The 18,379-nt window shown below is 72.4% G+C and carries 16 protein-coding genes, 2 tRNA genes and 1 pseudogene; 17 read left to right on the top strand and 2 right to left on the bottom strand.

The features are described 5' to 3' along the window. Positions 1–277 precede the first annotated feature (277 nt). From IF43_RS0126450 to IF43_RS0126420, 7 genes are all read left to right on the top strand, one after another. The gene (locus IF43_RS0126450; protein WP_030205565.1) at positions 278–1,255 is read left to right on the top strand and encodes a glycosyltransferase family 2 protein; all 978 of its coding nucleotides are present in this window, start codon (positions 278–280) and stop codon (positions 1,253–1,255) included. After that, positions 1,252–1,692 carry a GtrA family protein gene (locus IF43_RS0126445; protein WP_078910471.1) on the top strand — a complete coding sequence of 147 codons (441 nt, stop codon included), beginning with the start codon at positions 1,252–1,254 and terminating at the stop codon, positions 1,690–1,692. The genes IF43_RS0126450 and IF43_RS0126445 overlap by 4 nt, the downstream gene beginning before the upstream one ends. Before the next feature lie 43 nt (positions 1,693–1,735). Beyond that, on the top strand, positions 1,736–2,863 hold the full coding sequence (gene proB, locus IF43_RS0126440; RefSeq protein ID WP_030205561.1) for a glutamate 5-kinase: 1,128 nt from the start codon (positions 1,736–1,738) through the stop codon (positions 2,861–2,863). 150 nt (positions 2,864–3,013) lie between these two features. Continuing rightward, the gene (locus IF43_RS0126435) at positions 3,014–3,397 is read left to right on the top strand and encodes a hypothetical protein (protein ID WP_234332546.1); all 384 of its coding nucleotides are present in this window, start codon (positions 3,014–3,016) and stop codon (positions 3,395–3,397) included. Between the two features lie 212 nt (positions 3,398–3,609). Next, complete coding sequence (locus IF43_RS0126430; RefSeq protein WP_030205557.1) at positions 3,610–4,884, top strand: glutamate-5-semialdehyde dehydrogenase; 1,275 nt, start codon at positions 3,610–3,612, stop codon at positions 4,882–4,884. Between the two features lie 77 nt (positions 4,885–4,961). Further along, positions 4,962–5,573 (top strand): hypothetical protein, encoded by a 612-nt coding sequence (locus tag IF43_RS0126425; RefSeq protein ID WP_030205552.1) that lies wholly within the window; start codon positions 4,962–4,964, stop codon positions 5,571–5,573. A gap of 75 nt (positions 5,574–5,648) precedes the next feature. Further along, positions 5,649–6,806, top strand: a complete 1,158-nt coding sequence (locus tag IF43_RS0126420) for a hypothetical protein (RefSeq protein ID WP_030205548.1) — start codon at positions 5,649–5,651, stop codon at positions 6,804–6,806. Here IF43_RS0126420 and IF43_RS0126415 read toward each other — a convergent pair. After that, positions 6,803–8,011, bottom strand: a complete 1,209-nt coding sequence (locus tag IF43_RS0126415; protein WP_078910473.1) for a M48 family metallopeptidase — start codon at positions 8,009–8,011, stop codon at positions 6,803–6,805. The two genes, IF43_RS0126420 and IF43_RS0126415, sit on opposite strands and share 4 nt — an antisense overlap. 122 nt (positions 8,012–8,133) lie before the next feature. Between IF43_RS0126415 and IF43_RS42210 the strand changes: the two genes are divergently transcribed. The 7 genes from IF43_RS42210 (at position 8,134) to IF43_RS39860 (ending at position 12,767) form a co-directional block, all read left to right on the top strand. After that, the gene (locus tag IF43_RS42210) at positions 8,134–8,301 is read left to right on the top strand and encodes a hypothetical protein (protein WP_037890146.1); all 168 of its coding nucleotides are present in this window, start codon (positions 8,134–8,136) and stop codon (positions 8,299–8,301) included. Between the two features lie 50 nt (positions 8,302–8,351). Then, a complete protein-coding gene (gene nadD, locus IF43_RS0126405) occupies positions 8,352–8,969 on the top strand; it encodes a nicotinate-nucleotide adenylyltransferase (RefSeq protein WP_030205537.1) in 618 nt (205 codons plus the stop codon). A gap of 26 nt (positions 8,970–8,995) precedes the next feature. Next, a complete protein-coding gene (locus tag IF43_RS0126400) occupies positions 8,996–10,831 on the top strand; it encodes an LCP family protein (RefSeq protein ID WP_030205532.1) in 1,836 nt (611 codons plus the stop codon). Positions 10,832–10,992: 161 nt separating this feature from the next. Further along, the gene (gene rsfS / locus IF43_RS0126395) at positions 10,993–11,439 is read left to right on the top strand and encodes a ribosome silencing factor (protein ID WP_030205529.1); all 447 of its coding nucleotides are present in this window, start codon (positions 10,993–10,995) and stop codon (positions 11,437–11,439) included. Continuing rightward, positions 11,436–12,083, top strand: a complete 648-nt coding sequence (locus IF43_RS0126390) for a histidine phosphatase family protein (protein WP_030205525.1) — start codon at positions 11,436–11,438, stop codon at positions 12,081–12,083. Before rsfS ends, IF43_RS0126390 begins: the two co-directional genes overlap by 4 nt. Positions 12,084–12,234: 151 nt before the next feature. Continuing rightward, a tRNA-Ala gene (locus IF43_RS0126385) sits at positions 12,235–12,307 on the top strand. A gap of 226 nt (positions 12,308–12,533) precedes the next feature. Next, the gene (locus IF43_RS39860; RefSeq protein ID WP_078910470.1) at positions 12,534–12,767 is read left to right on the top strand and encodes a hypothetical protein; all 234 of its coding nucleotides are present in this window, start codon (positions 12,534–12,536) and stop codon (positions 12,765–12,767) included. A 229-nt stretch (positions 12,768–12,996) separates the two neighbouring features. On the opposite strand, the pseudogene IF43_RS0126380 reads toward IF43_RS39860, so the two are convergent. Further along, positions 12,997–13,983: pseudogene (locus IF43_RS0126380) on the bottom strand (glycosyltransferase 87 family protein); the annotation flags it as partial. Positions 13,984–14,153: 170 nt separating this feature from the next. Between IF43_RS0126380 and IF43_RS0126375 the strand changes: the two are divergent. The 3 genes from IF43_RS0126375 (at position 14,154) to IF43_RS0126365 (ending at position 18,357) form a co-directional block, all read left to right on the top strand. After that, a tRNA-Ala gene (locus IF43_RS0126375) sits at positions 14,154–14,226 on the top strand. 252 nt (positions 14,227–14,478) lie between these two features. Next, complete coding sequence (gene leuS / locus IF43_RS0126370; protein ID WP_030205521.1) at positions 14,479–17,343, top strand: leucine--tRNA ligase; 2,865 nt, start codon at positions 14,479–14,481, stop codon at positions 17,341–17,343. 210 nt (positions 17,344–17,553) lie between these two features. Then, positions 17,554–18,357, top strand: coding sequence for a hypothetical protein (locus IF43_RS0126365; RefSeq protein ID WP_030205519.1), 804 nt, complete (start codon positions 17,554–17,556; stop codon positions 18,355–18,357). Positions 18,358–18,379: the final 22 nt, after the last annotated feature.

The raw sequence follows: 18,379 nt of genomic DNA, 5'->3' as shown, positions 1-18,379 counted from the left end.
TGACGACCTCGACCCCGTGCAGGGTCTGGTCGAGGACGGACTGGACCGCCGTCGGAAGACGCTCTGCGTCGTTGTAGACGATGACGACCACGGAGACGTCAGGCACTGGCACCTCAATCGTTGTGTTCCGTTTACGCCCGCCAAAGCTACCGTGTGTTCCACTCATCGGCGGCAGGCGTACGGCGGGGTGTGGCGGCCGTGCATACTTCCTTTGAGAGGTGAGTGTCGGGTCCCGTGGGCGACAATCACCCGTTCGGACCCGCAGGTGGAAGAGTTCATGACGAAGCTGTCCGTAGTCGTTCCCTGTTACAACGAAGAAGCGGTCATCGACAGCTTCGACACCGAGATCCGAAGGGTGCTCGACGCGCTCCCCGTGGACTACGAGGTCTGCTACGTCGACGACGGTTCCCGCGACGGCACCCTCGGCAGGCTCCGCGCCATCGCGGCCCGACACGGTGAGCAGACCAGGTACGTCTCCTTCAGCCGCAACTTCGGCAAGGAGGCCGGCATGCTCGCCGGCCTGCGCGAGGCCACCGGCGACGCCGTCGTCATCATGGACGCCGACCTCCAGCACCCGCCGGAGCTCATCGGAAAGATGCTCGACCTGTACGCCCTCGGGCACGACCAGATCATCGCCCGCCGCAACCGCGAGGGCGACAAGAAGGTCCGCAGCGCGCTGAGCAGCCTCTACTACCGGGCCGTCAACAGCTGGGTGGACGTCGAGCTCACCGACGGCGTGGGGGACTTCCGCCTGCTGTCGCGCCAGGCCGTCGACGCGCTGCTGTCCCTGCCGGAGTACAACCGCTTCTCCAAGGGCCTGTTCTCCTGGGTCGGCTTCGACACCGTCACCTTCGACTACCAGAACGCGCAGCGCGAGGCCGGCGAGACCAAGTGGAGGTTCGGCGCCCTGCTGAACTACGCCATGGACGGCCTGATCTCGTTCAACAACAGGCCGCTGCGCGCCGCGATCTGGACCGGCGCGATCCTGACCGCCCTCGGCGCCCTCTACACCCTGTGGATCGTCATCGCGGCGCTGACCACCGGCATCAAGACCCCCGGCTACACCACGCTCGTGGCCATCATCGTCGGCCTCGGCGGCGTGCAGATGACCATGCTCGGCCTGATCGGCGAGTACATCGGCCGCATCTACTACGAGACCAAGCGCCGCCCGCACTTCCTCGTCAAGGAGTCGCACGGCGCCGAGGCCCGGACCGGCGCGGCGCTGTCCGCCCCGGCGGAGACGGACGCCCGGTGAGGCTGCGCGGCCAGCTCGGCCAGGTCCTGCGCTTCGGCCTGGTCGGCGGGGTCAACACCGGGACGTTCTTCGGCATCTACCTGCTGCTGCACCCGTGGATGCCGTACTTCGCCGCGTACACCCTCGCCTTCCTGCTCAGCATGGTCGGCTCGTTCTTCATGAACACCTACTTCACCTACCGCACCCGGCCGACCTGGAAGAAGTTCCTGCTCTTCCCCCTCACCCAGGTGACCAACTACGTCGTCCAGTCCGTCGGGCTGTACGCACTGGTGGCCTGGGCCGGGATGGACTCGAAGATCGCCCCGCTGGCGGCCGCGGTCATCGCGATCCCCTTCACGTACCTGATCGCCCAGCGGATCCTGGTCAGCCGCGGGGGCCGGCCGATCCGGTGTCCACGGTCCGGAACGCGGACGCCGGCGCCGAGCCGGACCCCGTAGATTGGGCGCAGAGCAACCGGTAGAGCGCATAGGGGTCAGGGACGTGTCAGGGGCAAGGCAGGCTGTGGCGGACGCCCGCAGGATCGTGGTCAAGGTCGGCTCCTCCTCCCTGACGACCGCGTCGGGAGGTCTCGACGCCGACCGCGTCGACGCCCTCGTCGACGTCCTCGCCAAGGCCCGCAGCGGTGGCGAGAAGGAGATCGTCCTGGTCTCCTCCGGCGCCATCGCGGCCGGCCTGGCCCCCCTCGGTCTGCGCCGCCGCCCCAAGGACCTCGCCCGCCAGCAGGCCGCCGCGAGCGTCGGCCAGGGCCTCCTGGTCGCCCGCTACACCGCCTCCTTCGCCCGGTACGGCGTACGGGTCGGCCAGGTCCTGCTGACCTCCGACGACACCAGCCGGCGCGCCCACTACCGCAACGCCTACCGCACCCTCGACCAGCTGCTGGCCATGGGAGCCCTGCCGGTCGTCAACGAGAACGACACCGTCGCCACGGACGAGATCCGCTTCGGCGACAACGACCGGCTCGCCGCCCTCGTCGCCCACCTGGTCCGCGCCGACCTGCTCGTGCTGCTCTCCGACGTCGACGGCCTCTACGACGGCGACCCGTCCCAGCCCGGCACCTCCCGCATCGACGAGGTCCGCGGCCCCGAGGACATCGCGCACGTCTCCATCGGCAGCGCCGGCAAGGCGGGCGTCGGCACCGGCGGGATGGTCACCAAGGTCGAGGCCGCCCGCATCGCCGCCGCGGCCGGCATCCCGGTCGTCCTCACCTCCGCCAGCCAGGCCGCCGACGCCCTCGCCGGCCGCGGCACGGGCACCTACTTCCACGAGACCGGGCGCCGCTCCGCCGACCGGCTCCTGTGGCTCCAGCACGCCTCCACCCCCCAGGGCCACCTCACCCTCGACGACGGCGCCGTCGCGGCCGTCACCGAGCGCGGCGGCTCCCTGCTGCCGGCCGGCATCGCGGCCGTCGAGGGCGAGTTCGTGGCCGGGGACCCGGTGGAACTGCGCGACACCAGCGGCCGGGCGGTGGCCCGCGGCCTGGTCAACTTCGACGCCAGGGAGCTGCCGCGACTGCTCGGCCGCTCCACCAAGGAGCTCGCCAAGGAGCTCGGCCCCGAGTACGAGCGCGAGGTCGTCCACCGCGACGACCTGGTGGTTCTCCAGCGCTGAGGGCCCGCCGAGGGGCCGGATCCGGCAAAACCGTCGCACGGCGGGCCGCGGACTGGTCAACTTTGTTGGCAGGGGGCTGTGGGGGACCAGGCAGGACACCGACGCACAACCAGGAGGCCGCCGGTGAGACGAGCGCGCGCCGAGCGCACGCTGACCAGCGTCGCAGTGGGCGAGGATGCCGGGCCCGCGGAGACGACCCGGCTCTGGCACGTCACGCTCAGCGTCTCCGGCGATCCCGTCCCCCTGGCGGAGGTACGCCGGGGCCTGGAGCAGCTGGCCCACGACCACCCCTTCCTCCTCACCAGCCGGTACGCCGTGGACCACGCGGAGATCCGGTACTGGGAGGAGGCCCGCGACCTCCACGACGCGGCGGCCGTCGCCCTGCGGCTGTGGGGCGAGCACCGCTCCACGGCGAAGCTCCCGCCCTGGGAGATCGTCGGCCTGGAGGTCATCGACCGCGCCACCTACCACCAGCGCGTCGCCGAGGGCTACGGCCCGCCCCCGGCGTCCCCGGTGGGCGTCCACCCGTACTGACACCGCGGGCTGCACACGGGGGATTCGGCGGGGGCTTCGGGGGCTGACCGGTGTCGGGGGGTCTGCTGCTCGCTTCGGGGGACGGCTCCGCGGGGCCGGCCCACCCCGATACCGGCCGGCCCCGCGGAGCGACCCCACCCCGATACCCGCCGGGCCGTCTCGCGGACCGAAACCCCGGCCGGTCAGCCGCAGCAGGGAGCTACCCTGCAAGCATGACCTCGCAGAACGCAGCCTCCCCCGTGATCGCCACCGCGCAGCGCGCCCGCACCGCCGCCGCCGTGATCGCCCCACTGCCGCGCTCCGCCAAGGACACCGCGCTGCACGCGATCGCCGACGCGCTGGAGGCCCGCGCGGCGGAGATCGTCGAGGCCAACGCCAAGGACATCGAGAAGGCCCGGGCGGCCGGCACGAGCGAGACCGTCGTCGACCGCCTCACCCTCACCCCCGAGCGCGTCGCCGCCATCGCCGCCGACGTCCGCCACGTCGCCGCCCTGCCCGACCCGGTCGGCGAGGTCGTCCGCGGCTCGACCCTCCCCAACGGCATCGACCTGCGCCAGATCCGCGTCCCGCTCGGCGTGGTCGGCATCATCTACGAGGCCCGCCCCAACGTCACCGTCGACGCCGCCGCCCTCTGCCTGAAGTCCGGCAACGCGGTCCTGCTGCGCGGCTCGTCCTCCGCGTACGCCTCCAACACCGCCCTCGTCGCCATCCTGCGCGACGCCGTCGGGAGCACCGGCCTGCCCGCTGACGCCATCCAGCTCGTGCCGGGCGAGTCCCGCGACTCCGTCCGCGAGCTGATGCGCGCCCGAGGCCTCGTCGACGTCCTGATCCCGCGCGGCGGCGCCTCCCTCATCAAGACGGTCGTCGAGGAGTCCACCGTCCCCGTCATCGAGACCGGCACCGGCAACTGCCACGTCTACGTCGACGCCCGGGCCGACCTCGACATGGCCGTGGACATCCTCGTCAACTCCAAGGCCCAGCGGCCCTCCGTCTGCAACTCCGCCGAGACCCTCCTGGTCCACCGCGACATCGCCGCCGCCTTCCTGCCGCGCGCCCTCGACGCCCTCGCCGAGGCCGGCGTCACCGTCCACGGCGACCAGGCCGTCCTCGGGTACGCCGAGGACAGCAAGGTCACGGCGCTGCCCGCCACCGACGAGGACTGGGCGGCCGAGTACCTCTCGTACGACATCGCGGCCGGCGTCGTGGACTCCCTCGACGCGGCCGTCGAGCACATCCGCCGCTGGACCTCCGGCCACACCGAGGCGATCGTGACCACCTCCCAGGCCGCCGCCCGCCGCTTCACCCAGCTGGTCGACTCCACGACCGTGGCCGTCAACGCCTCCACCCGCTTCACCGACGGTGGCCAGTTCGGCTTCGGCGCCGAGATCGGGATCTCCACGCAGAAGCTCCACGCCCGCGGGCCGATGGGGCTTCCGGAGCTGACCTCGACCAAGTACATCGTCACCGGCGACGGTCACGTACGGTAATCCGACCCTGGACTCCGAGTGGCCGATTTTCGGCGTACTCCCTGCCCAAAACAGCCCCCCAGGTCTACTCTGGTCCCGTGCCGGACGACGTGGGGGGCAAGCCGTTCCCGGACGACTGGGAGCCCGACGACGACCGCGGAGGCGCGGACCAGGACTTCGCCTCCGTGGTGTTCGACGAGGACTTCGTCCGGAGCGCCGAGATCCATGAACCGACCGCCGCCGAGCGGGTGCTCGCCGCCGCCCAGGCGCGCGCGCAGGCCGAGGAGGCGCGCGCGGTCGCGGCCGCCCGCGCCGCCGCCGCCGACGACGAGGGCCTCGAGAGCCACGACAGCTACGACGGCTACCTCGATCGGTACGGGTACGGGTACGGCCCCGACGGCGAGCCCTACGGCTTCGGCCCCGAGTACGCCTACGGCTACCCCTACGGCGGCCACGGGCCCTACGGGGTCTACGGCGGCACCCTGCGCCCCTACCGCGGCCGGTCCCGCTGGCTGCGCCCGGTGGCCTGGATGCTCGCCGTCGTGATGGGCGTCGGCATGGTCGCCCTCGCCTTCAGCGCCGTCTACCGCAGCGCCACCCGCGACGAGGCGCCCCCGCCCGCCACCACCGGCGTCGAGGGCAACCGCGCCGAGTCGGAGAAGTTGCCCGCCAGCGGTGCGTTTACGTACAGCGGTAGCCGCCAACCCTGAAAGTACGACCCCTCGAACGCCCCTGCGCGGGACCGGGAGGGGGCTTCTCTAGTGCGGGGACAGCGGGGAGAAGCGATGGCCGTGCCAGGAGATCCACCCAACGGCGCCCCCGACGGCATCGGCGGCGAGGACGAGTACCGCTCCGTGGTGTTCGACGAGGACTTCGTACGGGCCGCCCGGCTCCAGGAGTTCTCCGCCCAGGAGCGGATGGGCGAACACGCCCGCGCGGTACGCAGCCGCTCCCTGTGGGCCGCCGCCGCCCCCGGCGCGGGCTCCGGGCGCGGCGCCCGGCAGGGCCTGGCCCTGCTGCTGGTCGTGGTGCTGGCCTTCACCATGGCCGTCTACCTGGGGCTGCGCCAGCCCTACACGGCCCCGCCCGACACCCACACCGACCCGCTCGCCATGACCGTCGTACCGCTGGCCCCCCAGGACGCGGTCCCCGGCGGGCGGCCCGCCGACCTGTACGCGGCGAGCCCCGCGGCCGACTTCCGGGCCGGTGCGGCCGGCATCACCCTGCCCGCGGTCCGCCGCACGGACCACTTCACCGAGGCGCAGGTGCTCACCGCCCTGTCCACGGCCAAGGACTACCTCGTGCAGTCCGGGATCGACCCGGACGTGCTCTCCGGCGACGCCACCCGGCCGGTGCGGGTCCTGCTCGACCCCGACCTGCTGGCCCAGTTCGACCACAGCCTGAGCCGGCCCGCCCCGGACGGGCGGCACGCGCTCACCGGCTGGCTGGTGCGCATCGATCCGGCCACCGCCGTCCTCGCCGACCCGCGGGTGCGCGTCCGGGGCACGATGGCCTTCACCGAGGCCAGCCCGGACACCCTGGAGGTCCTCACCGACCACACCTTCGTCTACGCGGTCCGGCCGGCCGTCGCCGGGCCGCGGACCGAAGCGGGCGCGGCCTCGCTCTTCACCGTCCGGCGCGAGCTGCGGTTGCGCTTCGACCGCGAGGACCTGGAGGCCGGGCGCGCCGAGGTGTTCTCCGCGTACGTGCAGGCCGGCCCGCAGGACTGCGCCGCCGACCCGTCCGGCGGCTTCAGGCCGCTGCTCGCGGGGCAGCGGGCCACCGGCACGGGACCGGCGGCCAGCGACCCGTACGCCACCGGGGACGGGCCGGGTGTGACCGCGGCGGTCGCAGGGACGGGCACAGGCGCGGGCGCGGACGCGCGCGGGCTGTGCGGGGCGCTGGCCCCGGGGGCCCAGCCGAGCCCGCGGCCCCCCGCTTAGGCGGTGTCCCCGCCGGGCGCCGTACCGCCGTCCTTGCCGGTGTCCTTGCCGGTGTCCCCGCCCGTGTCGCGGGCGGAGGAGCCGCGGCCGCTGTCCCCGGCATCGCCCCCGGCGGCGTTCTCGGCGTCCTTGCCGGCACCGTCTTCGGTGCCGTCCTTGGTGCCGGGCCTGCCGGAGCCCTTGGTGCCGCCCGAGAACCGGTCGAAGAGCTTGCCGCCGACGTCGCCCACGCCCCCGGCGAGGTCCCCGACCAGCTTGAGCAGCGGGTCCTTGCTGGTCCGCACGGTGTCCGCGTAGTGCGTCGCGGACTGGCGGAACGAGTCCGTCACCGAGGTGTCGCGGTCCTCGGACCGGCGCGGGTAGTGCCCGTCCATGAGCCGCTGGTGGTCGCGGCTCTCCGCCCACCGCTTCAGCTCCGCCGCGCGCACGGTGGTGAAGGGGTGCGTCCGCGGCAGCAGGTTGAGGATCTTCAGCACCGAGTCGCGCAGGTCACCGCTCTCCTCGTACTCCTGCGCCTGCGCCAGGAACGCGTCCACGTTCATCTCGTGCAGGTGGTGGCCGCCCGCCAGCTTCATCAGCCCGCGCATCGAGGCCTGCAGGTCCTGCCCCACCAGCAGGCCCGCCCGGTCCGCCGACAGCTCCGACTTGCGGAACCACTCGCGCAGCGCGGTCACCAGCGCCGTGACGGTGACCGTGCCCAGCGGGATCCACGCCACCTTCAGGGCGAGGTTCGTCAGGAACAGCAGTATCGTCCGGTAGACCGCGTGGCCGGACAGCGCGTGGCCCACCTCGTGGCCCACGACCGCCCGCATCTCCTCCTCGTCGAGCAGCTCCACCAGCGCGGTGGTCACCACGATGATCGGCTCGTCGAGGCCCACGCACATCGCGTTCGGCTTCGGGTCCTGCTGCACGTACATCTGCGGGACCTTCTCCAGGTCCAGGATCATGCAGGCGTCCAGCAGCATGGCGTGCAGGTGCGGGAACTGCACCTCGCTCACGCGCACCGAGTCCGACAGGTACAGCAGGCGCAGGCTGCGCTCCGGCAGCAGCCCGCTGAGCGTCTTGAACACCGTGTCGAAGCCGCTCAGCTTGCGCAGCGCCACGAGCGCCGAACGGTCGGCCGGGTGCTCGTACGCCCGCGAGGAGATCCCCGGGAAGCGCCGGCGGCTGCGCCCGGGCAGCTTCTCGAAACCCTGGTCCGTCATCGGTTCCCCCTCGGTCGTGCGGACGTCCACGCTCCCTAACGCCTGAGTCGACGTGATCGTGCCCGGAGCCCCCGCATACGATGTGCGCGACGTCTGACGCCCTCACGATAGGTCCCTGCCTGATGAGCCTCCTGAGCACCGCCCACGACCTGGTCACCCTCGCGTCCGACGAGGTCGAGCAGCACGGCGGCAACCACGACAGCCTGAGCCCGTACATGACCGGCGGCGCCGCCCTCTTCATCCTGCTGTTCCTGCTGTGGATCACCACGCGCCTCAACCGCGACCGCTGAATCGACCGCCGGTTCGGGCCCGCAGCACCGGGCCAGTAGGCTCTGCACGCATGGGAGAGCAGGAAGTGCCTACCGGTCCGGTCAAGCGCCGCCTCGGCGTGATGGGCGGGACGTTCGACCCGATCCACCACGGACACCTCGTGGCCGCCAGTGAGGTGGCCGCGCTGTTCCACCTGGACGAGGTGGTCTTCGTGCCCACCGGGGAGCCCTGGCAGAAGTCCCAGCGGGCCGTCTCGCCCGCGGAGGACCGCTACCTGATGACGGTCATCGCCACGGCTTCGAACCCGCAGTTCTCGGTCAGCCGCATCGACATCGACCGCGGCGGTCCGACGTACACCATCGACACGCTGCGGGACCTGCGCGCCATGAACACGGACGCGGACCTGTTCTTCATCACCGGCGCCGACGCGCTCGCACAGATCCTCACCTGGCGCGATGCCGAGGAGCTGTTCTCGCTGGCGCACTTCATCGGCGTCACGCGGCCGGGCCACATACTGACCGACGACGGGCTGCCCGAGGGCGGTGTCTCGCTCGTCGAGGTGCCGGCGCTCGCCATCTCGTCCACCGACTGCCGCGAACGCGTGGCCGCGGGCGATCCGGTCTGGTACCTGGTGCCGGACGGCGTGGTGCGGTACATCGACAAGCGAGAGCTGTACCGGGGCGCCTGAGGGTTCCGGGAAAGAGAGGGGCGCCGGTGAACGACCGCCAGGACCCGCAGGACCCGTATTCCGTCCCGGAGCAGCAGCTCATCGGGTACGACGCCTACGGGCAGCCGGTGTACGGACAGGCCCCCGCCGCGCCCGCGCAGCAGTACGACGCGTACGGGTACGGCTACGACGCGTACGGGCGGCCGGTGTCGCAGCCGGCGCAGGACCAGGGGTACGACCCCTACGCCGGGCAGCAGCAGTACGGCTCCCAGGGGTACGGGTACGACACCGGGACCGGCCAGTACCCGGCGGTCGACGCGACGGGCTCGTACCCCGCCGTGGACGCGACGGGCTCGTACCCCGCCGTGGACGCCACCGGCTCGTACCCGGCCGTCGACTCGACCGGCTCCTACCCGGCCGTCGACTCGACCGGCTCCTACCCCGCCGTGGACGCCACCGGCCAGTACCGGGCCGTGGGTACCGCGCCGCAGTGGATCCCGCAGCAGCCCTCCGCCCCCGAGCCGGAGGCCGACCCCGACGCCCCCGCGGGCCGGGCCGCGGACGACCGGGGCCCCGGCGGCGGGAACCCGGCCGGCCAGGTCCCGGGGCAGCGTCGCGAGGCCCCCGACTACCGCACCGAGCAGTTCTCGTTCATCGAGGAGCCCGACGAGGACTCCCAGGACGTCATCGACTGGCTCAAGTTCACCGAGAGCCGCACGGAACGCCGCGAGGAGGCCAAACGCCGCGGCCGCAACCGCGTCACCGTGCTCATCGTGGTGCTCGCCCTCTTCGTCGTGAGCGGCGTCGGCTACCTCTGGTACGCCGGCAAGCTGCCCTTCCTGGGCGGCGCCGCCGGCAAGGAGGCCGTGGCCACCGGCCCGCAGAAGCGCGACATGATCGTCGTCCACCTGCACAACACCCGCAAGGGCGGCACCTCCACGGCCCTGCTCGTCGACAACGTCACCACCAAGCGCGGCGCCACCGTCCTGCTGCCCAACTCCACCGCCGTCACCGGCGAGAACGGCACCGGCACCACCCTGGGCAAGTCCGTCGACGCCGACGGCCTGGGCGGCACCCGCGACTCCCTCGACACGCTGCTGGGCACGAAGATCGAGGGCACCTGGCGGCTCGACACCCCGTACCTGGAGAACCTCGTCGACCAGCTCGGCGGGATCGAGGTGGACACCGACGCCGCCGTGCCCGCCGACGCGAAGGCCAAGACCCCGGCCGTCGGCAAGGGCGAGAAGCAGGACCTGAGCGGCCCCATGGCCGTCGCCTACGCCACCTACCGGGCCCCCGGCGAGCCCGAGACCAAGCAGCTGGAGCGCTTCGGCACGGTGCTGTACGGCACCCTGCGCAAGATGCCCAGCGACGAGCGGTCCGCCACCGTCTCCATCGAGACCCTCGGGCAGATCCTCGACCCGTCCCTCACCGAGAAGGACCTGGGCTCCTCCCTGGCCAAGCTCGGCGAGCACGCCAAGGTCGGCGACTACACCACCAAGGTCATGCCGGTGAAGGGCGACGGCACGCTCACCGAGGCGGCCGTCGCCACCGTCGTCAAGGACGTCCTCGGCGGAGCCCTGAAGGCCGCCGCCCCCAACGCCGCCCCCCGGGTCGCCCTCAAGGACGGCACCGGCGGCGCCAAGACCGTCGTCGACGCGCAGGCGGCCCTGGTCAACGCCGGGTACACCTTCATCGACGGCGGCAAGGCATCCGGGACCGTGTCCGCCACCGAGGTCACCTACGCCGACGACGCGGCCAAGCCCAAGGCCGTCGAGGTCGCCAAGACCCTCGGCCTGAAGGAGACCGCCGTCAAGAAGGCGCCGGGCGCGGGCAACGCGGAGGTCACCGTGGTCCTCGGTACGGACTACAAGACGCCCTGAGCGTCCCGGCGGGGCTCCCGTCCGCCGCTCCGCCCAGGGCCGCCCCCCGGCCCTGGGCGGCCTGACCAGGCAGGACTCCCGGGCGGTTAATCATTGCGAGCGGGGCCGGCGGTACATGAGACCCTTGAACTGATCTGCCACCCGACCCGAAAGCATGGCCAGTGACCGCCACGGACCGCTCCATCGAGCTCATCAACGTCGCCGCCCAGGCGGCTGCGGACAAGCTCGCGCACGACATCATCGCCTACGACGTCAGCGACGTGCTGTCGATCACCGACGCCTTCCTGCTGGCCTCGGCGCCCAGCGACCGCCAGGTCAAGTCCATCGTCGACGAGATCGAGGAGAAGCTCCTCAAGGACCTCGGCGCCAAGCCGGTGCGCCGCGAGGGGGACCGCGACGCGCGCTGGATCCTGCTCGACTACGTCGACATCGTGGTGCACGTCCAGCACAGCGAGGAGCGCGTCTTCTACGCCCTGGAGCGGCTGTGGAAGGACTGCCCCGAGATCGACCTGCCCGAGGACGCCAGGCTCACCAAGGGCAAGGCGGCCGAGCACGCCGCGCTGCGCGAGGCGGCGGGGGACGACGACCTGGACGGTGATCTGTTCTGAGCGCGCCCAAGACCGGCCGCAAGATCGTCCTGTGGCGGCACGGCCAGACCTCGTGGAACCTGGAGCGCCGCTTCCAGGGCTCCACGGACATCGAGCTGACGTCGACCGGTGTGGCCCAGGCCCGCCGGGCGGCGCGCCTGCTGGCCGCCCTGAAGCCGGACGCGATCGTCGCCTCCGACCTCCGGCGCGCGGCCGCCACCGCCGCCGAGCTCGGCGCCGTCACCGACCTGTCGGTCGAGCACGACGCGGACCTGCGGGAGACCTACGCCGGCGAGTGGCAGGGCCTCACCCACGACGAGATCGTCGAGAAGTACGGCGAGCAGTACGCGGCCTGGAAGCGCGGCGAGCCCGTCCGCCGCGGCGGCGGCGAGCTCGAGACCGAGGTCGCCGACCGGGCGGCCCCCGTCGTGCTGCGCCACGCCGCCCGCCTGGGCGAGGGCGGCACGCTGGTCGTCGTCAGCCACGGCGGCACCATCCGCACCACCATCGGGCGGCTGCTCGGCCTGGAACCGCACAACTGGGAGAGCCTGGGCGGCCTGTCCAACTGCTGCTGGTCGGTCCTGGGCGAGGGCGCGCGCGGCTGGCGCCTGCTGGAGCACAACGCCGGCACCCTGCCGGAGCCCGTGCTCGGCGACGACGACTGACCTGCGACGACCCGGTCCGGAGAGCTTCCGGAGGCGCCTCCCGAGGGGCCTCCGGACCCGGATTTCGTTTCTGGGAGAACGCAGGCTAGAGTTCTTCTTGTCCGCAGCGGAGAGCACCGGAAACGGAGCGGGAAGCGGCGGGCGACAGCAAGGGGCTATAGCTCAGTTGGTAGAGCGCTTGCATGGCATGCAAGAGGTCAGGAGTTCAATTCTCCTTAGCTCCACAATCAGGATCCCGTCCCCAACAGGGGGCGGGATCCTCGCTTTTGTCCCACGAATACCCCATCCGCCACACGCGTCACAGGGGTTCCGAGCAGGGGGATCCAGCCGGAACCGTGTCCGGTCCCGGACCGACCGGACATTCGGGGCTGACCGGCCGCACGACGCCATGGCAGAATCGGACGGCCGGAGGGGGACACGACGGCCCGAACGGGAGGGAGTCGCTGACGGATGGGCGCACACCGGCGGCGTTGCGATTGGTGCGACAGCGGCACGCCGATCGTCCGGGACATGGACCCGGTCAATCCCGACTACCAGTACTGGTGCGAGGAATGCGCGCGGGCGCTGATCATAAAAGGCGACCCGATCGAGAGGTACCGCGAGCTGGAGGGCGAGCCGATCTACGGCCGCCTGCTCGACGAGCACTGCACTCTGAAGCGCTTCTACTCGTTCGCCAGAGCATGACCAGCACCCCGGCCGCCGCGAGCGCGTAGAGCGCCGAAGCGGCCATCGGGACCGCGCTCAGTCCGAGTTCGGGACGGTCCGGGCCGTGCGGTACCGCCCACCACAGCGCGTACGAGCAGAAGGCGAGCCAGCAGGCCAGCGCCGGGCGGCGGCCCGCCCGCTCCCGCACCAGCAGCGTCGCGGGCAGGCACCAGATCCAGTGGTGGGACCACGAGATCGGGCTCACCAGCAGCGCCGTCAGCGCGGTGGCCACCACGGCCGCGGCCCGGTCCCCCCGCAACTCGGCGCGCACCGCCACCGCCAGCCCCGCGGCTCCGGCCGCCAGCGCCGCCGCGGCCCACGGCAGCCCCGGGTGCCCCGTGTGCAGCAGCCGGGCGAGCACGCCGCGCAGCGACTGGTTGGCGGTCTCCTCCGCGTAGCCGGCCCGGCCGGAGTCGAGCACCAGTGAGGTCCAGTACGTGCGCGAGGCGCCGGGCAGGACCGCCCAGGCGACCGCGCCGACCGCGCAGAAGACCCCGCCCGCGACGCCGGCGGCGCGCAGCTCGGCGGCGCCGGGGCCGTCACCCGGACGGGCGTACGGGGCGTGGGCCGCGGGGCCGGTGCGCGGGGCGCGGGGGGCCTGCGGGGGCGCGTACGGAAGGCGGCGGGCGCGCAGGGCCCGTACGAGGCCCGCCGTCAGCAGGAAGGCGGCGAACAGGGCCGGGGTGAGCTTCACGGCGGCCGCCAGGCCGGTGCCGGCGCCCGCCCACCGGTGGCCGCGCGGTCGGGTGAGGTCCCACAGGACCGCCACCGCGAGCAGCAGGTTGACCTGGCCGTAGCGCAGCGTCCCCCAGACGGGCTCGCACCACACCGCGGCCGCCGCCGCCCACAGCACCGTCGCGGTGCCCGGCCGGCGGCCGGTGGTGAGGCGCAGCGACAGGCCCGCGAAGGCCAGGAGCAGCCCCAGGTTCGCGAGCACCCCCAGCACTTTCAGGGTCGTCGGGGGCAGCACCGCCAACGGGGTGAACAGCAGCGCGGCCGCCGGGGGGTAGGTGGCGGGCAGGCGCGCCCGGCCGACCGCGATGGCGTACAGGTCGCCGCCGGTGAGCACCGCCCGGCCCTCGGCGCGGTAGACGAGCAGGTCGACGTACGACACGTAGGCCAGGCGCTGGGCCAGGCAGAAGGCGCCGAAGGAGAGCAGGCAGGCGGCTGCCGCGACGAGGACGGGGCGCCGCATGGGGCGCTCAGATGGCACAAATAGCGACATTATCGGGCGAAGTGCGCGGATGGCTGCTCCCGCGGAAACCGATTTTTGGACCTGGGCCGTGACCGTGTAATGTTTGGGACGTCGCCAAGGGGAACCGGCAAGGGAAACCGGAACGGGAACCGGGGCGGCGAGCAGGGCGAGGGGCTATAGCTCAGTTGGTAGAGCGCTTGCATGGCATGCAAGAGGTCAGGAGTTCAATTCTCCTTAGCTCCACAGTGAACAAGCGGGTCACCCGGATCGGGTGGCCCGCTTCTCGTTCTGCGGTCGCCTGCGCGGCGCCGGTTACCCCTGCGGTACCCTGACGCCATGCGTGCCGTACGCCTTCTGCTTACCGAGCCGCGCTGATCAGTACCTGGCCCCCAGCCGGCGGGCCGGCATCGGCGCGGCGTCCCCTCCTGTGCGAGGGGCTTTTTCGTTTGGTGGCGCGGAACCACGGCAGAGACGATCGATGGAGCTTCAAGAATCATGAGCGAGACGAATTCCCCGGCCCCCGAGGCGGCCGAGGCGCACCGTTACACGGCTGCGATGGCCGCCGACATCGAGGCACGCTGGCAGGACGCCTGGGACGCCCAGGGCACCTACGAGGCCCCGAACCCGACGGGCGACCTCGCCGGGGACCCCGCGGTCGTCGCGCGCCCCAAGAAGTTCATCATGGACATGTTCCCCTACCCGTCCGGCGCCGGCCTGCACGTCGGCCACCCGCTGGGGTACATCGCCACCGACGTCTACGCCCGCCACCAGCGCATGACGGGCCACAACGTCCTGCACACCCTGGGCTTCGACGCCTTCGGCCTGCCGGCCGAGCAGTACGCCGTGCAGACGGGCACGCACCCGCGCGTGTCGACCGAGGCGAACATCGAGAACATGAAGAAGCAGCTGCGCCGGCTGGGCCTGGGCCACGACCGCCGCCGCTCCTTCGCCACGATCGACCCGGACTACTACAAGTGGACCCAGTGGATCTTCCTGCAGATCTACAACTCCTGGTACGACGCCGACGCGAAGAAGGCCCGCCCGATCACGGAGCTGGTCGCCGAGTTCGAGGCCGGCACGCGTGAGGTCCCCGGTGGCCGCACCTGGTCCGCGCTGACCGCCGCCGAGCGCGCCGACGTCCTGGGCGGGTTCCGCCTGGCCTACTCCTCCGACGCACCCGTCAACTGGTGCCCCGGCCTGGGCACCGTCCTGGCCAACGAGGAGGTCACCGCGGACGGCCGCTCCGAGCGCGGCAACTTCCCGGTCTTCAAGGCCCGCCTGAGCCAGTGGAACATGCGCATCACCGCGTACGCCGACCGGCTGCTGGAGGACCTGGAGGAGCTGGACTGGCCCGAGGCCATCAAGCTGCAGCAGCGCAACTGGATCGGCCGCTCCGAGGGCGCCCGCGTCGACTTCGCCCTGGGCGACGAGGCCGTCACCGTCTTCACCACCCGGCCCGACACCCTGTTCGGCGCCACGTACATGGTGCTGGCGCCCGAGCACCCGCTGGTCGAGAAGTTCGTCCCGGCCGCCTGGCCCGAGGGCACGAACGAGAAGTGGACCGGCGGCCACGCCACCCCCGCCGCGGCCGTCGCCGCCTACCGCGCCACCTCCGCCGCCAAGTCCGACGTCGAGCGGCAGGCCGACGCCAAGGAGAAGACCGGCGTCTTCACCGGCGAGTACGCGGTCAACCCGGTCAGCGGCGAGAAGGTCCCGGTCTTCATCGCCGACTACGTCCTGATGGGCTACGGCACCGGCGCCATCATGGCCGTCCCCGCCCACGACGCCCGCGACTTCGAGTTCGCCCGCGCCTTCGAGCTGCCGATGCGCTGCGTCGTGCGGCCCACCGACGGCCGCGGCACCGACCCGGCCGAGTGGGACGACGCGTTCGCCTCGTACGACGCCGAGCTGGTCAACTCCGCCGGCGACGGCATCACCCTGGACGGCCTGGGCGTCGTCGAGGCCAAGGCCGCCATCACCGACTGGCTGGCCGAGCGGGGCATCGGCGAGGGCACCGTCAACTTCCGCCTGCGCGACTGGCTGTTCAGCCGCCAGCGGTACTGGGGCGAGCCCTTCCCGATCGTCTACGACGAGGACGGCGTGGCGCACGCGCTGCCCGAGTCGATGCTGCCGCTGGAGCTGCCCGAGGTCGACGACTACTCGCCGCGCACCTTCGAGCCCGACGACGCCAGCTCCAAGCCGGAGACCCCGCTGTCGCGCGCCGAGGACTGGGTCCACGTCGAGCTGGACCTGGGCGACGGCGTGAAGTCGTACCGGCGCGAGACCAACACCATGCCCAACTGGGCCGGCTCCTGCTGGTACGAGCTGCGCTACCTGGACCCGCACAACGACGCGGCCCTGGTCGACCCGGCCGTCGAGCAGTACTGGATGGGCCCGCGCGAGGGCGCCCCGCACGGCGGCGTCGACCTGTACGTCGGCGGCGCCGAGCACGCCGTGCTGCACCTGCTGTACGCGCGCTTCTGGTCCAAGGTGCTCTTCGACCTGGGCCACGTCTCCTCGGCCGAGCCGTTCCACAAGCTGTTCAACCAGGGCATGATCCAGGCCTACGCGTACACCGACGCGCGCGGCGTGTACGTGCCGGCCGCGGACGTCGAGGAGCGCGACGGCGGCTACTTCTACGAGGGCCGGCCGGTGCGCCGCGAGCACGGCAAGATGGGCAAGTCCCTGAAGAACGCCGTCACGCCCGACGAGATCTGCGCCGAGTACGGCGCCGACACCCTGCGCCTGTACGAGATGGCGATGGGCCCGCTGGACGTCTCCCGCCCGTGGGACACCCGCGCGGTGGTCGGCCAGTACCGACTGCTGCAGCGCCTGTGGCGCAACATCGTCGACGAGGAGACCGGCGCGGTCACCGTCGTGGACGGCGAGCCCGACGAGGCCACGCTGCGCGCGCTGCACAAGGCCATCGACGGGGCCGGCGCCGACATGGCCGGGCTGCGCTTCAACACCGCCATCGCCAAGATCACGGAGCTGAACAACTTCCTGACGAAGGCGGGCAAGCCGCTGGAGCGGTCGGTGGCCGAGCGGCTGGTGCTGCTGATCGCCCCGCTGGCCCCGCACATCGCCGAGGAGCTGTGGCACCGCCTGGGCCACGCGGAGTCCGTGGTGCACCAGGACTTCCCGGTCGCCGACCCCGCGTACGTCGTGGACGAGGCCGTGACCTGCGTCGTGCAGATCAAGGGCAAGGTCAAGGCGCGCCTGGAGGTGCCGCCGACCATCTCGGACGACGACCTGGAGAAGCTGGCGCTGGCCGACGACGCGGTCGTGGCGGCGCTCGGCGGGGCCGAGATCCGCAAGGTGATCGTGCGCGCGCCGAAGCTGGTCAACATCGTCATCTGACGCCGGCGCTCCGTCTCTCAGGGAGATCCCGTACGGGCAGGTTGGGGGTTCGAATGGAACCCCCGACCTGCCCGTCGCGTTTACGGTGGAAGGGACGCAGAACCGGGGCGGCCGACCGGACCGGACCGGACCGGACCGGACGGGACGTGATGGGATCGGGTCCGGTCGTGTCGGGTCGGGTCGGCTCGGACCAGGGAAGGGACAGCTCTGATGGAGGCCACGTTGCTGATCTTGGTGCTGCTGGTGTTCTTCACCTTCGTGGGCCTGGGCGTCTACGTCACGGCCAAGGCCGTCGGGGCGGCGAAGCGCGGCGTCGACCGCGGCATCGAGCAGGCCCGGCGCACCGTGGAGGACACCACCCTGCGCGCCAGGAGCCTGGGGCAGGCCGGGACCGGGGCCGCCCTGGCCCAGCTCCGCCTGGACCTGCGGACCTCGATGCGCGCCACGCAGGCCGCGCTGCACGAGGGCGTCCGGGAGGACCCCTCCCTGAAGGAGTCGCTCGCGCTCTTCGAGCAGCTGAGCGCGCACGGGCGGGAGCTGGACGCGGAGCTGAAGCGGCTGGAGCAGGAGCCCGACAAGAGCAAGGTCATCGAGCGGCTGCCCGACCTGCGGGCACGCACGCAGCGCATCGTCCGGTCCGCCGACTCCCTCCGCTGGGCCGCGCACGACCGTGCCCGCCGCTTCGCCGACGACGACCTCGCCCACCTGACCGCCCAGATCGAGGTCGAGTCGGACGCGCTCCGCGACTGGTCCCCCTCGACGGCCGCCCCGGACTTCATGGACGACGCCCTCGCGGCGTCGACGGGTGCGGCGTCCGCCGGCCCGGCGGACGAGTCCCTCCGCGCGCCGGCGGGTCGGGCGGACGAGGGGCCCGGGACGCAGGCCCCTCCCGCGGCACCGGCGGCGTCCGACGCGGGCGCGGCCCGGTCCCCGAAGGCCCTGCATGCCCCGGACCCGGCCGCGACCGCGGCCCCGCCCTGGCATGCGACGAAGCGTCGGCCCGAAACGGCCTGACGGCGTGGCCGAAACGGCCTGG

This window comes from Streptomyces sp. NRRL S-87 (genome assembly GCF_000719335.1).
In the GTDB taxonomy this organism is placed as follows: Bacteria; Actinomycetota; Actinomycetes; order Streptomycetales; family Streptomycetaceae; genus Streptomyces.
This window is presented reverse-complemented; position numbering and strand designations above follow the sequence as displayed.

Bases quoted from the DNA above. Each gene is read 5' to 3' on its own strand.
- IF43_RS0126450 (WP_030205565.1), top strand. From the start codon at position 278: ATGACGAAGCTGTCCGTAGTCGTTCCCTGTTACAACGAAGAAGCGGTC.
- IF43_RS0126430 (WP_030205557.1), top strand. From the start codon at position 3,610: ATGACCTCGCAGAACGCAGCCTCCCCCGTGATCGCCACCGCGCAGCGC.
- IF43_RS0126420 (WP_030205548.1), top strand. From the start codon at position 5,649: ATGGCCGTGCCAGGAGATCCACCCAACGGCGCCCCCGACGGCATCGGC.
- IF43_RS0126415 (WP_078910473.1), bottom strand. From the start codon at position 8,011: ATGACGGACCAGGGTTTCGAGAAGCTGCCCGGGCGCAGCCGCCGGCGC.
- IF43_RS42210 (WP_037890146.1), top strand. From the start codon at position 8,134: ATGAGCCTCCTGAGCACCGCCCACGACCTGGTCACCCTCGCGTCCGAC.
- nadD (WP_030205537.1), top strand. From the start codon at position 8,352: ATGGGAGAGCAGGAAGTGCCTACCGGTCCGGTCAAGCGCCGCCTCGGC.
- IF43_RS39860 (WP_078910470.1), top strand. From the start codon at position 12,534: ATGGGCGCACACCGGCGGCGTTGCGATTGGTGCGACAGCGGCACGCCG.
- leuS (WP_030205521.1), top strand. From the start codon at position 14,479: ATGAGCGAGACGAATTCCCCGGCCCCCGAGGCGGCCGAGGCGCACCGT.
- IF43_RS0126365 (WP_030205519.1), top strand. From the start codon at position 17,554: ATGGAGGCCACGTTGCTGATCTTGGTGCTGCTGGTGTTCTTCACCTTC.